We start from the raw sequence: 15,133 nt of genomic DNA on the forward strand, positions 1-15,133 counted from the left end.
CACATCGCTTACCAAGTTTAACCGTATGAAGTTTAAAAGAAATAGGCCACAATCCATTCAATTTTCTGGTATCATTGCCAGTCTTTCTTCTCCAGAAGTTATTTTATCTCGTTCTTCAGGAGAAGTCACCTTGCCAGAGACCATTAATTATAGAACCCATAAGCCTGAAACGAAAGGATTATTTTGTGAACGCATATTCGGTCCTGTAAAAGATTGGGAATGTCATTGTGGTAAATACAAAGGCATTCGTTATAAAGGTATTGTATGTGATAGATGTGGTGTTGAGATTACAGAAAAAAAACAACGTAGAGAACGCGTTGGCCACATCGAGCTGGTTGTGCCGGTAACCCATATTTGGTACTTTAGGGTGTTACCTAGTAAAATTAGTTACTTGCTCGGTATACCTACTAAAAAAGTTGAACAGATTGTATACTATGAGCGTTATGTAGTCATTCAACCTGGTATCAAGAAAGAAGATGGTATAGCCGCTATGGATCTGCTATCTGAGGATGAGTATTTGGCCATTTTAGATGAATTGCCTCCAGATAATCCATTATTAAGCCATTCAGATCCTAATAAATTTATTGCCCTTATTGGTTCAGAAGCTATTGAGTCTATCCTAAAAAATCTTGATTTAGAAAAACTTTCAGTTGACTTACGCGAGCAGTTACTTACTGATGGTTCTCAACAACGCCGTTTGGAGATTGTCAAAAGACTAAAAATTGTAGAAGGGTTTAGAGATGTCCATAAAAAAGTAGAAAACCGACCAGAATGGATGGTGATGCGTATATTACCTGTTATTCCGCCTGAATTACGTCCTCTTTTCTCACTGGGCGGTGGTAAATTTGCTACTTCTGATTTAAATGACCTTTATAGAAGAGTTATTATTAGAAACAATAGGCTTAAGAGATTATTAGATATTAAGGCACCACAAATCATCATACGCAATGAAATGCGTATGTTGCAAGAGGCTGTAGATTCTTTATTTGATAATTCTCGTAAAGTAAATTCTGTTGCTTCAGAGGGGATTCGACCATTAAAATCTCTTTCAGATATGTTAAAAGGTAAGCAGGGCCGTTTTAGGCAGAATTTGCTTGGCAAACGTGTAGATTATTCTGGCAGATCTGTTATTGTGGTAGGGCCTGAGTTGCAGTTGCATGAGTGCGGGTTACCTAAAGAAATGGCAGTTGAACTATTTATGCCTTTTATCATACGTAGGCTCATAGAGCGTGGGGTAGCAGAGACTGTAAAAGTAGCTAAAAGATTAATAGAAGAAAAAGCCCCTGTTATCTGGGATGTATTGGAGAATGTATTGAAGGGGCATCCTGTATTACTCAACCGAGCACCAACCTTGCACCGATTGGGTATACAAGCCTTTCAACCTAAATTAATTGAAGGCAAAGCTATTCAATTGCATCCTTTGGTATGTACTGCGTTCAATGCTGACTTTGATGGAGATCAAATGGCCGTTCACGTTCCCCTTGGTCAAGAAGCCATTGCAGAAGCTTCATTGCTTATGTTGGCATCGTATAATGTATTAAATCCCTCAAACGGTATTCCTATTACTATTCCATCCCGTGATATGATTTTGGGATTGCATTATCTAACCAAAGGAAGGCGTAGTACTCCAAAAAATGTAGTATTAGGAGAGGGCATGTCTTTTTATGCACCTGAAGAAGTATTAATTGGATTGGCCCATGAAAAAGTGTCTAAGCATGCTTATATCAAGCTTCGTTTGCCTGTAATCCAGTCAGATGGATCACAAGTTTATACCCTGATAGAGACTACTGTTGGTAGGGTAGTATTCAATGAGTATTGTCCAGATGGAATGGCATTTGTTAATGAAACGTTGAACGTAAGAAACATGCAGCGTATTGTAACAGATATGTACCGTAAGTTTGGTACGGTCATTACCGTTGAATTTTTAGATAACATTAAAGCTTTAGGCTTTAATAGCGCATTTCAGGCAGGCATGACAATTGGGTTAGATGATGTAAAGATACCAGCTAACAAACATGAATTAATTGACCAAGCTACTTCAGAGGTGGAGTCGATTTGGGGTAATTATATGTTGGGTTTGATAACCGATAATGAAAGATACAACCAGGTCATTGACGTTTGGACCAGAGCCAATACCCGTATTACCAATCAACTCATGGAACAGTTGGAGTCCGACCAGGATACCTTTAACTCTGTTTACATGATGATGATTTCTGGTGCAAGGGGATCGCGTGAACAGGTACGTCAGTTAGGTGGTATGAAAGGATTAATTGGTAGACCTCAAAAAAGTACACAAGGATCAGTAGGGGAAATTATTGAACATCCTATTATTTCTAATTTCCAAGAAGGGTTGAATGTGATTGAGTATTTTATTGCTACCCATGGTGCTAGAAAAGGGTTGGCTGATACAGCTTTAAAAACAGCAGATGCTGGATATCTCACTAGAAGGTTGGTAGATGTAGCACAAGATTTAACGGTTGTTGAAGAAGATTGTGGTTCCCTTAAGGGTATTACTGTAACTGCTGTAAAAGTTGAAAATAAAGTAGTTGAATCGCTTGCAGAACGTATTCTAGGTCGTGTGGTAGTAGAAGACGTCTTGGATCCACAAACAGGTGTCCTATTAGTTGCACGTAGCAATGGAATTGATGAGCAGATTGCTGCCCGTATAGAACAGACGGGTCTAGAAGAAGTATTTGTACGTTCTGTTTTAACATGTGATTTGTCTCAAGGCGTTTGTGTAAAATGTTATGGCCGAAACTTAGCCACAGGTAATATGGTATCTGTTGGCGAGGCAGTGGGGGTCATCGCTGCCCAATCTATTGGGCAACCTGGTACACAGCTTACTATGAGAACCTTCCATGTTGGAGGTACTGCCTCTAATGTTACTGTTGATGCTAAGGTTAAAGCAAAATATGCAGGTGTAGTAAATTTTGAAGACTTGATCGTTACAAATTATGTAGATGCAAATGGACAGGCAGTAGAAGTTGTTATGAGCCGTTCTGCTGAGCTACAAATTTTAGATACAGATACAAGAAAAGTATTAACCAGTACCCATTTGCCATATGGTGCCCATCTTAAGGTAGCAAGCAATCAAACGGTAAGTTACGATCAAGAACTTTACCATTGGGATCCTTACAATGTTGTATTATTGGCTACTCAGGACGGGGCAGTCAGTTTCCTAGGTCTTAAAGAAGGCGTTACCTATCAAGAAGAATTCGATGAGCAAACTGGTCGTAAAGCAAAGGTAATGATTGAGTCCAGGGATAAGACCAAACATCCAAGTATCATCTTATCTGATGATGCTGGTGTAACCATTGCCTCCTATACCCTTCCTGTTAAAGCACAGTTGGTAGTAGAAGCAGGTGATAAGATACGTAAGGGAGCAGTATTGGCTAGAGTCCCCCGTATTATTAATCAATCTAGAGACATTACAGGTGGGTTGCCTCGTGTGGTAGAGCTTTTTGAAGCTAGAAAACCTGCCAATACTGCTTTTATTAGTGAATTAAGTGGTGTTGTAACCTATGGAGGCATTAAAAGAGGCAATAGGGAAGTTTTTATTGAATCGAAAGAAGGTATACAGGTTAAGTATATGATACCATTGTCTAAGCACATATTGGTCCAAGATAACGATTACGTTAAAGTAGGAGAGGTAATCACAGATGGCGCGGTAGCCGCTGCTGATCTTTTGGTTACAAAAGGGCCACTGGTTACCCAGGAATATATCATGAATGAGTTGCAAAGCGTATACCGTTTACAAGGTGAAAAAATTAACAATAAGCATATTGAAATCATCATTAAACAGATGATGCGTAAGGTAGAGGTATTGGATCCAGGAGATACTATGCTCTTACACGGACAAATTATTGATAAAGTTAAATTCTTTCAAGAGAATGATAGAATCCGTGATAAAGTTATTGTGCTCACACCTGGTGATTCTAAATTATTCAAGCAGGGACAATTTGTTTCCGCTAGCAGATTGTTACAAGAGAACAATAAACTTACTCAACAAGGGCTGGTGCCTATTGAAGCTAGGCCAGCAGAATTGGCTGTTGCCCAGCCAAAGTTGCAAGGTATTACACAAATCTCCTTGGCTACCGAAAGTTTCTTATCTGCAGCTTCTTTCCAAGAAACAGCTAAAGTATTGAGCGATGCGGGTATTAGTGCCAAGTATGATACATTAAAAGGACTGAAAGAGAATATTATTGTAGGTCATCTGATTCCTGCTGGAACAGGTATGCGTGCCTATGAACGATTGGTTGTAAGTTCTAAAAATGAGTATGATGCTTTGGTCTATGCTAAATCTAGTGTAACCACACGTTAGATTCTAAAGGAATCTATAAGCTACCTCTATGGCTTTATCAAATCTTTTATAAAAAAATAAGAAAAGGCAGTGTCCCACTTACAGTTAAAGCAACGTTAGTGTTAGTGTATTAACGTCAATTCTGAATTATTCTTAGTGTAAGCCAGTTATATATAAATTAAATATAGAAGGTTTTTTTCTTTTAGCCCATAAGCCGCAATTCCAGCAATGAAATTGACAAAGAAATCAGGTATGCTTCTATGCCTGGAGTATTCTATCTGACTAATATTTTTAAGCTGATCGATAATGGTTTCAATGATAGATCACTTTCGAAGCATTAGTTTATCCCATAGTGGCATAAAAGCGTTTTTCATATTTTTTCTGATTCGTGTAATCAGTTCTATACTTTTTTCCATAAGTTTTTCAAATAATTCTTTGCTAAGGCAAGCCTTTATCCGAAAATATTTTACGCATTAAATTTTTGTAAACTTTTTACAGAGAATCTATCATTGACCCTATCTGGGGTAAGTGTAAAACTCATTATTCCACCTAAATCATTAACAATTAGTGGCGTATTAATTTCAATTTCAGGAAAATCACCTTTTAATCACTTAGGAGGGTAACCATTACGGCTATTTCCCATATTCCTACCTTCTATAGAATGCTTTTCATAGCTAAGATGATCGTCTAATTCTGCATCTACGGCACGTTCTACGGTGAGTTTTAATAGTTGCTTGCTTAGAAGAGCTAAATCTTTTTCACTCTTAAATAGACTCCCGATAATTCATTTTTAAAAACAAGATGACAGCCCCCTCTAAAACCCTTTCCAGTTAACAATTGGTTTTAAATGTTTGAGTACTTTAACACTATCTTTCTGTAATGCCATGACTTCTGTTATATTTTTATAAGCAAATGGGCTTTCATCAAGTGTTTTTGTGTATACAGGTGCAATGATTCCTTGCATGGCTTCTTTGAACGCACTTAGCATGATATGCTTTCGTGCTTTTTTACGGGACATCATTCTACCCGCTCCATGCGAAGAGCTATTTAAAAAGTCAGCATTACCTAACCCTTGAACTAACAAACAACCATCTTTCATATTGGCAGGTATTACACCACGCTCATCTTTATCCGAAGAGGTTGCACCTTTCCTGTGTAAGAATAGATCATCGGCTAATTCAATACAATGATTATGATTTTTATTTGTCCACAAATTTTCCATAGTGTTGTATGTAATACCTACTACTTTACTGATAGCTTTTTCAACTTTTATGGCCATAGACATTCTATTTAACAAAGCAAATTCCAAACAATATTTTTGAAAAAGCATATATTCGTTACGTACACTTAGATCCTCAATAGGAAACGTCTCTTCAAACCCTTCTTCCAATCCAGAAACAGCTTTCATAAAATGAGTAGCTATATGATGGCCAACCCCTCTTGACCCACTGTGAATCACTAACCATGTTTCATCATTACTGATCAATATTTCAATAAAATGATTACCCGAACCTAAAGTACCTAAATTTGGTTTTGATTTATGATATACCTGACTCCATAAAGTTTGATAAGATGTAGCATCTTTTAATTTTTTAAGTTCTATTTCCATTTCATCAACTAAATAAACTCGGTCATTTTGTTTATTGTAACGACCTGCACCCATAGGTATATCTCTATTCACTTGATTAAACAATTGTTTCGCCTTGTCTTGTATAATTTTTTGTTCATTTATATGGTTTGATACCTTAACAGCAATCATGCCACATCCTATATCATAGCCCACCCAAGCAGGTACAATGACTTTTGATGTTTTGATCACACTACCTATAGGTGCAACATATCCAGAATGGGCATCTGGCATCAGTGCAGCCTCGACCACAAAGTTCTTACTACAACAATTGTTGAATTGTGTTAAGGCTTCTTCTTCTATATTCAAACCATAAATATTAATTTTTTTATCCATAACAACTATTTAATGGGTTGTCGAGTCTGTCGTTGATTTTGTATAAGTTTCTGAATTGTCTTAAAATTTGACTATTATGCAGCTATAAGGTTAGGAAGGTTCTCAAAAAGTAGACACCTGTTTTTTAGATCCAATTATTGATTCTATCAAATCTATACAATATAAAGATAAGTTTGTGTATCGCGAAAAAGAGATAAGAAAATAAAATCAACAAAAAATTGTCAGAATATTTCGGTCCACTATAATAAAGCTAGTTTACCCTATTTTCTCTAAAAATGTAGCAATTCTCATATGGGTCTTCTTATTACCCAGTAGAACTATAATTTCTATAAGGTCTGGGCCAGCCATTTTTCCTGTAAGGGCCATACGCAATAGAGGCATCATACCAGCAATACGCGTTGTTTCTAACAACTGTTTAATTTCACTCGAATTCCACTCTACGAGGGTAGAAAGCCCTTTATGAAAAGCCATGATCCCCTCTTTGGTTTGGTGATGCCATCTTTGCTGGATTAGTTCAGCGTTATAATCTACAGGATCAAAGAAAAAAAATCTACCTTCTTGCCAGAAATCCTTTGGAAAAGTAATTCTATCTTTTACCAAGTTACAAATGGCTACCGCATCTTGTTGGCTACAAACTATGTTTTCTTGCGCAGCTTCTGTTATAAAGTAGTTCGCCCAAACAGTTGGACCTTGTTTTTTAATATGTTGTTGGTTAAACCATTTGGCTTTTGCCACATCAAACTTCACACCTGATTTGCCTAATCGCTCCAAAGAAAAAGCCTCTATTAAGCCTTTTTTGGTAAATATTTCTTGATGGGTACCTGGGTTCCATCCCAATAAAGCCAAGAAATTCAACAATGCTTCTGGCAAATAACCTGCTTCTCTAAATGCGTTTTCAACGGTCAGATCTGAGCTGTTCCAAGCAATAGGGAAAGCAGGAAAGCCATATTGATCCGCATGACGCTTACTTAATTTGCCATGACCATCGGGGGCCAACAACAGTGGTAGATGTATAAATTGGGGCATTTTATCTGCCCAGCCTAGGCAACGGTATAAACATATATGAATAGGGGTGGAGGGTAGCCACTCTTCACCACGGATGACATGGCTGATTTGCATCAGATGATCATCTATAACACTGGCAAAGTGATAAGTAGGCAACCCATCTGATTTCATCAAAACCTTATCGTCCAAGACCGTAGTATCTACTTTTACCCAGCCACGGATGCCATCATGAAAACGTATAAGGGTTTTATGGGGTATTTTTAGTCGAATCACATAGGGTTTTCCTGCAGCGATCCATTCGTTAACCTGTTCCATAGGCATGGTTAGCCCATTGCGCATCCATTCACGGCTAGTAGCATTATATTGTGGGTTGGCCACCCTTGCCGCTTTAAGTCGTTCGCGCATCGCCTCAATTTCTACCGGTGTGTCAAATGCATAATAGGCATGTCCACTATCCAATAAGGGTTGGATATACTTTTGATAGATCCCGATCCGTTCAGATTGTTTATAAGGACCAAATGGCCCCCCTACTTGAGGACCTTCATCTGGTACAATCCCTAACCAATTCAAGCTTTCTAGAATGTAAGCCTCTGCATCAGCCACCCAACGTTTTTGATCCGTATCTTCAATACGGAGTATAAAACTACCTCCTTCTTTTTGGGCTAAAAAGTAATTATAAAGAATGGTTCTAACACTACCAATATGTAGTGCGCCTGTTGGACTAGGTGCAAACCGTACACGTACTGCCATATATCAATGTGAAAAATAATACAAATACAATGGTTAGAAAAATTTGCCCAGATGGGCATTTAGTAGGTAGAATTTATATTTTGGCCAAAACGGTAATGCCCCCTTTCACTTTATCCCCTACAGATACTTGAATATGGGCATCTAGCGGCAAATAGACTTCTGCTCTTGACCCAAACTTAATAAAGCCACATTTTTCACCTTGCTGGACTGCTTCACCTTCTTTAAAATAAAACTTGATGCGACGTGCCATAAAACCAGCTATTTGTCTAAAAAGAATTTGCTGACCATTGTCATTTTCAATTACAATAGAGGTCCTTTCGTTATGTGTACTAGCTTTGGGATGAAAAGCAACTAGGTACTTACCTGGGTGATACTTAAAAAAGACAATTCTTCCAGACATGGGAAATCGATTGACATGTACATTAAAAGGAGACATAAATATACTAACTTTGATGCGATCTTCCCGTAAGTACTCTTCTTCATAGACCTTTTGAATACTCAAAATTTTACCATCTGCTGGCCCTAATATATATTGATCTTGGGTATGAATGATCCGGTATGGATCCCTAAAAAAATAGATCAACCAAAAATACAAAGCACTACTTACTACTGCAAATCCTATGGATTGGCGGTAACTAAACACCACTTTTTTATGCATGCCATAATAAATGAGCAGCAGCAAAACGGGTGTCCATAATAAAATTCCTTTTCCTTCTTTATGTATTTTCATTATTAGAAGCCTTATAATCTATAGCTATAGTGGGGTTTTATAACTCACCCACTGGTCTATAAGTAAACTGAATTTGATCTTTCTTATCCATATAGTAAAGTTATTTTCAAAAATGCAACTACGGTAGGAATGGTTAGCAATAGGCTATCCACCCTATCCAAAAGTCCTCCATGGCCTGGAATCATTTCGCTAGCGTTTTTTACATCTACACTTCTTTTAAGTAATGAGGCAACCAAATCTCCATAGGTCCCTGTAAGTATGGTAATTGCCGAGATGGCAAGCCACTGCCATGGAAGTAAAATAGTAAAAAAACAGGCTATAACATGACCTGTTACAAGGGCAAAGAATGCCCCCCCAAAAAAACCTTCCCATGTTTTTTGAGGAGAAATCCGCTTAAACAGTTTAGATTTTCCTATGGTAGAGCCTACTAGATAGGCCCCTGTATCCTGGCTCCAAACAATGATCAGTAAGCCCAGTATCAATTGGTGCGAATAGATACCTTTAAAAAAGGCCAAATAATGTAGCATGCCACAAGGAACCGCAATATACAAAATACCCAAAAAGGTAACCGCAATATCTAAAAAAGGGTTAGAGGGCTTACGGCTATACAGTGCAACGATATATACCAAAATAGTGAACAAGATAGCCCCATAGCTCAATAGGGGTGAAAAGTTATCTTGAAGATAATAGGAGAAGACTAGCGTATATAAAAGCAAGCCTAGCCAAATGCCGTAGCCACGCATAGGCGCAACATTTGCTTGTTTAAGCAGCTTATAAAACTCTAGCATCGCCAGCATAACTACATAAAAAAAAAGAAAAAAATAGGTCCATGCGGACCAAAAAATCGCAAAAACAATAACAGGTGTAAAAAAGACAATTGAAAAAAAACGTTGTAGAAAATTGTTTTGGTTTTTTACCATAGCCATAGGAGCTGTTTTTAAATACAGAATAGACCGCTTGCATAACGCCTTATGCCAAACAGGACAGCAAAACGTTGTTACAATGATATAAAATTTAACAGGAGGAACAAAATAGCTTCTCTCGTGTAGCTCTTTTTACCCTACTTAGTATGGGATAAAATCTATAAAATTACCTCATCACAGCGCTAGAAGTATCATCGGTCTCAAACGAGACCAAACCGGATTGGAAAAATTTTTTAGCATACCCCGTCTTTTACGGATTTGTTTTTTAAACCAAAATTTGTATTATATAAACTCAATATTTATCTCTATAATATTTTCTATACCTTACTTTATTAATTTGTTGCTTTATGATTTACTTCAATATGGCTATTGTAATAGTAGCAACTTTTTTATTATCAACCTTAGTGGTAGGTATTTACTTTAGTAAAAAAAAACCCACTTTTCGAGAATATGCGGTAGGGAATAAACAATTTACTACGGCTACCTTGGTAGCTACGGTGTTGGCTACTTTTTTTGAAGGAGGTGGGTTAGTTCGTAATGTAGAGTGTATTCATGACCTTGGTTTGTGGTTCATAGTCGTTTTGCTTATAGTACCTTTTGGTATGTGTACTATTAGCAAATTATCCTTACGTATGGGGCCATTCATGCAACACTTCTCGACAGCAGAGACAATGGGTAGTATCTATGGTAGATATCCAAGGTTTATAACTGTGTTGGTGAGTATTTGTCGAAACATCGTTCTAATTACTTCTCAAATCATCATAATGTCCCATGCTATTAGTATGTGCGTAATCTCATCTAACCCCTATATAATACCGATATTTTCTACATTAATTCTTATTTTCTATTCTATGTTTGGAGGAGTTCGCGTTGTTACTTTTACAGATGTGTTTCAATTTATAACCTTTGCAATTATTATTCCACTTCTTTCTTGGTTTATGTTTGTAAATGTAGAAAAACCAGTTGCAACAATTATTCCCATACTACAGAATTACACTAAATTTCAGTTTAACGAATTACTTAACACAAAACTAATAGGTATGTTGCTACTTTTGCTAGCTGATATGCCAAGTAATATAGTAGAACCCGCTCTTATGCAGCGTGTTTACATGGCTTCTAGTCCTACTCAGGCACAAAAGGTTTTTTGGTATGCTTCTGTTTTTGGCTGTATAATTCAGGTTTTTATAATTTTAATCGGTCTATTTACTTTTGTGGGAGCACCAGATTTACCCAAAGAAGAGATATGGAGTTATATAGTAACCCATATCCCTCCTCTTTTTAAGGGTTTTATTACGATTAGTTTGCTCGCTATGGCAATGTCTACAGCCGATTCTGCTTTAAATACTTGTTCTGTTATGGTCGGACATGATATCGTACAGAGCTTACAAAAAGAAATTCCTGATACCCGTAAGCTTACAATAGCTAAAACTACGACACTCATAATTGGTCTACTATCTATGATGGTAGCTTTTAAGTGTAACGATCTGTTGAAATTAGTGTATTGGTCCCTTGATTGCAGTGTACCTATATTAACTGCTCCCTTTATTTTAGCTATTTTAGGTTTTCGAAGTAGCTCCTCGATAGCTTTGATCGGTATGACCACCGGCCTACTTACTATTTTGGCCTGGAACAAGTGGCTTGAACCTATAATAGAAATAGATGGAGCTTTCGTAGCTATGCTTGCCAATGGCTTTGCTATGCTAGCGGCCCACTATTTACTCAAACAGCCAGATGGTTCCGGTTGGGTCAAACCCGACAACGTATTTAAACAACTCCAACAAGAGAATGCCCGCAAGCGCACAGAGCGAAAAGAAGCCATTAAAAACGCTTGGGCCAATAGAAAAAACACCTTAGCCAATCTGATAACCAGTGACCTTACCCTATATTTAATAGGACTTTATGCAATCACTACTGCCATTCTAAGTTATTGGTTTATTAGACCAGATTGCATCCATGCTGCCCTATGTCAAGTGGTTGTAGGGGCTTTTTTTATAGTTTCTAAAGCTTTCTTGGGCAGAATACTTCCCAACTGGTTTATTAACCTAGTTTCGCTGATAACCTTAGCCATTTATCTACCTTTAAAATTGATTGCGAACTGGTGGGACATGGTAGATCCCATCTTTAGTCTAGCTTTATCTTTGACCCATTCTGCGGTAATCTTATGGATATTGCCCCTCTATCTTGCTATAGGGGCGGTAACCACTACATTTTTAGGGGGCCTTTTTGCATTTGGCTGGTCTTTTGCCCTATTCGCTTCCCTATGGCCGCTATTGCTAGCGGGCCTATGTATGTTTTCGATTATAGTCTATTTTAAAACCAAAATAAATAAGCTTACCCGACAAAATATTTACCTGAAAGATCAAAAAAAGATTACTGCCTCCCAACAACTAAAAGCCTCTCTCTATGAGGCGGCTCTGGTTCCCTCCACGCGTGCTACCTCTCCTAGAGGATATGGATCCATTTTAGCACAAGTAGTGCGTAAAGTAGAAGAATCTATTTCCTTTTTAGACAACCATACACCCCTTTATAAAGAAGATTTCCAAACCATTATCCATAAACTTTACGATTGGATAGCCTATTTTAACAGCAGAGAAGCTGCCAAAGCCCATGCACTATTGCAGCCTAACAATATTACTTTAGATAAGCTGATTCGTACAGTAGAGGTTAGTTTATCCCAGGAGATAGAACATCCACCTAAACTACTGGTAAAAAAAATAAAATCGCCTAGTAATCCATTAGCTACCGATGTAGTATGTGATATCCATCAGGTAACCTATGCATTGGTTAAAATTATCTTACGAATGGGTAAGCTCACTCAAACCATTCCACCTATTGTTAAAGTAGCACTCCATCCTACTGCTTTGCAATTTAAACAAGCTGATGGTATTGGAAGCAGTGGTCCGGTCTGTATCGATTTTCAAGCTATTGCGCTAGTCATCAGCCCGTCTACTGTGCATCATACTGACCTACCTAAGGTAAAAGGGTGCTATGATCCAATAGATTGTGTGGATCTTAAAGAAGAAAAACAGGCGCCACCATCTATAGATCTGGAGCAAGATACCCTATCCAGTGTAGTCCGTGCCCATTATGGCTATCTAGACGCTTCTCTTGATGAAAAGAAAATTTATACCCTAATGGTATTCCCTATAGATGTTACCGATATTCTAGATAAAATGACTGCTAGATTGCCTATAGATTCCTTAACTAGAGAAGCCCCTATTACGCCTAAAGAACAAGCTGATTCGATGATGAAGCTCATGCAATTCCATGACTATGTCTGCAAAGCTTCGTCTGAAGCGGATCCTATTGATGTAAAGATTATTTCAGGTATACTTTTATTGCTCAGGAAGCACTTTGGCTTTAAGCGCCATATTTCTGGACAATTGTTTTATGTACGGGCAGTAGGGATTGCCCAACTGGTAATAGATTGGGTTTTCCACTCTCCTAAGGTGGTGTACGCTGCTTTGCTTTATGGATTGGTACGCTGTACCTGTTTGCCCCTTTCTTATATCAAGGAACATTATAACTTAGGCGTTTACGTTTTTGTATCCAATGTAATAAAAATAGACAAACGGGAGGAGTTAGACCATCCTTCTTTGCTTTATGTCCAAAATAGACTGGCACAAGCCATTAAAGAAGAACACGTACAGCTTTCTGTACTATTTATCAAACTAGCCGAACGGCTTTATGACCTACGCCATGCAGCTGGCTATATCCATTTAACAGAGGTAAAGCATATGGCACAAGAAACACTCAATATAGATGTACAAATAGCCCATACATACCTGGACCCAGCAATAGGGCAAGCATTAGAAAAGGCTGCCAAAGAAGCATTGAAGCTCTGTACCCTTTCCGAAAATGACCAACATAATTAGTCGGCCCTGAAATACCATATAATTATTTGTTAATCAGCAAATAAATGGTTAAATTTATATATGGTTAATAACCAGTTTTTAGGTTGTTTTGTATAAAAAGCTTGCAAAATAAGGATGAAATCTAAGAAAATAAATAATAGCCTTGAGCGTTTGTTTGAGCAACGCTTATCTAGTTTTCTCAACCCGAAACATCCATTATTCCAGTTATCTGATTCGATTCCTTTTCACTCCTTAGCATCAGATTTAGACCGCGGTTTTAGCTATGGACCTGGTCAACCTCCTTTGCCTATTCGTTTAATTATAGGTCTTCTCATTATCAGTCATATGTATAATATTTCTGATGAACAAGTAGTGGTTAGATGGGTAGAAAAACCCTTATTGGCAATACTTTTGTGGATATGATTATTTTCAGTTTAAGATAGCCTTGTAACCCCAGTTCATTGACCCGTTGGCGCCATAGATTAGGTCAAGAAGGTCTCAATAAGATTTTATCTTATGACTATAGACTTAGCGCTAAAAAAAAAAGTACTGACCCGAAAAGAACTTGAAAAAGTTATAGCTGATACTACTGTAATGGAGAAAAATATCCGTTACCCAACTGACTCTTCTTTGCTTAATAAATCCAGAGAAAAATTGGTCAGTATAGCCAAGAAAACAGGTATTAAACTGCGTCAAACTTATCAGCGTTTAGGTCTATCTATCAAACGTAAAGTTGATTGCTATGCTCATGCTAAACAGTATAAACGTTTATCTAAAGGCATTAAAACATTAAAAACCTATCTTGGTAGAGTAGTCAGAGATGTAGAACGTTCTATACAATCCTCTGATGATCTAATACGGAATCAATTTACCAATCTACTATCTATAAGTAAAAAACTTATAAACCAATCAAAAAAAAGTAAAGATAAAATTTATAGCATCCATGAACCATCCGTCTACTGTGTAAGTAAAGGTAAGTCTAAACATCCTTATGAGTTTGGTTGCAAGGTACAATTTACAGTAACGCATAAAAAAGGTTTAATTGTTTCAACAGAAGCAATACATCCTAATGCTTACGATGGCCATACTTTGCAGAAGAGTTTATTACAAGCCGAGCAATTATCTGGTACCAAAGTAAAGTATGCTTTTGTAGATAAAGCCTACCGGGGTAATAATATACCTGTTAGTGAATGTAATATATTTATAAGTGGTTCTAAAAGGGGAATAACGCCTGCTCTAAAAAAAGCTATAAAAAGAAGATCTTCTATTGAACCGCATATTGGTCATATGAAATCCGATGGTAAATTATCTGTTAACTATTTGAAAGGTATTCTAGGAGATAAACTTAACGTTATTTTATGTGCTATTGCTCATAACCTACGACTGATTACAAGAAAGTTATTCTTAACACACTCACAATCACATAAATTAAAACCTATATAATTAAAATTCTTAATCCAAAACCAGTTATACCTATATCTTGGGTAGGAAAAATAGAGCGCCTGCTAAACCATAAATATTGTAAAAAAAGATCCATTCAATAAATTTATTCAAAAATAATATTTCAGGGCCGACTAATTAGAGCAAAACAATATGGTTGGGTTACAC

The 15,133-nt window shown here is 37.3% G+C and carries 6 protein-coding genes and 2 pseudogenes; 3 read left to right on the forward strand and 5 right to left on the reverse strand.

What is annotated here, in order from left to right; genetic code table 11:
- The first annotated feature begins 25 nt into the window (after window positions 1-25).
- Window positions 26-4,321 carry a DNA-directed RNA polymerase subunit beta' gene (gene rpoC / locus CHV_RS04175; protein WP_034577572.1) on the forward strand — a complete coding sequence of 1,432 codons (4,296 nt, stop codon included), beginning with the start codon at window positions 26-28 and terminating at the stop codon, window positions 4,319-4,321.
- A gap of 132 nt (window positions 4,322-4,453) precedes the next feature.
- Here the strand turns inward: rpoC and CHV_RS05425 are convergent.
- The 5 genes and pseudogenes from CHV_RS05425 to CHV_RS04200 form a co-directional block, all read right to left on the reverse strand.
- Window positions 4,454-4,868 (reverse strand): annotated as a pseudogene (locus CHV_RS05425) (transposase); the annotation flags it as partial.
- A 246-nt stretch (window positions 4,869-5,114) separates the two neighbouring features.
- Entirely contained in the window at window positions 5,115-6,263 is a 1,149-nt protein-coding gene (locus CHV_RS04185) for an RtcB family protein (RefSeq protein ID WP_034577574.1), read from the reverse strand.
- A 255-nt stretch (window positions 6,264-6,518) separates the two neighbouring features.
- The gene (gene gltX / locus CHV_RS04190; RefSeq protein ID WP_034577575.1) at window positions 6,519-8,018 is read right to left on the reverse strand and encodes a glutamate--tRNA ligase; all 1,500 of its coding nucleotides are present in this window, start codon (window positions 8,016-8,018) and stop codon (window positions 6,519-6,521) included.
- A gap of 73 nt (window positions 8,019-8,091) precedes the next feature.
- Window positions 8,092-8,748 (reverse strand): phosphatidylserine decarboxylase family protein, encoded by a 657-nt coding sequence (locus tag CHV_RS04195; RefSeq protein ID WP_034577576.1) that lies wholly within the window; start codon window positions 8,746-8,748, stop codon window positions 8,092-8,094.
- Window positions 8,749-8,831: 83 nt separating this feature from the next.
- On the reverse strand, window positions 8,832-9,674 hold the full coding sequence (locus tag CHV_RS04200; protein ID WP_034577577.1) for a phosphatidate cytidylyltransferase: 843 nt from the start codon (window positions 9,672-9,674) through the stop codon (window positions 8,832-8,834).
- A gap of 344 nt (window positions 9,675-10,018) precedes the next feature.
- Here CHV_RS04200 and CHV_RS04205 point away from each other — a divergent pair, with 344 nt between their 5' ends.
- A complete protein-coding gene (locus CHV_RS04205) occupies window positions 10,019-13,546 on the forward strand; it encodes a sodium:solute symporter family transporter (RefSeq protein ID WP_084303117.1) in 3,528 nt (1,175 codons plus the stop codon).
- Between the two features lie 114 nt (window positions 13,547-13,660).
- Window positions 13,661-15,069 (forward strand): annotated as a pseudogene (locus CHV_RS04215) (IS5-like element ISCca5 family transposase).
- Window positions 15,070-15,133: the final 64 nt, after the last annotated feature.

It is taken from the genome of Cardinium endosymbiont cBtQ1 of Bemisia tabaci (assembly GCF_000689375.1).
In the GTDB taxonomy this organism is placed as follows: domain Bacteria; phylum Bacteroidota; class Bacteroidia; order Cytophagales; family Amoebophilaceae; genus Cardinium.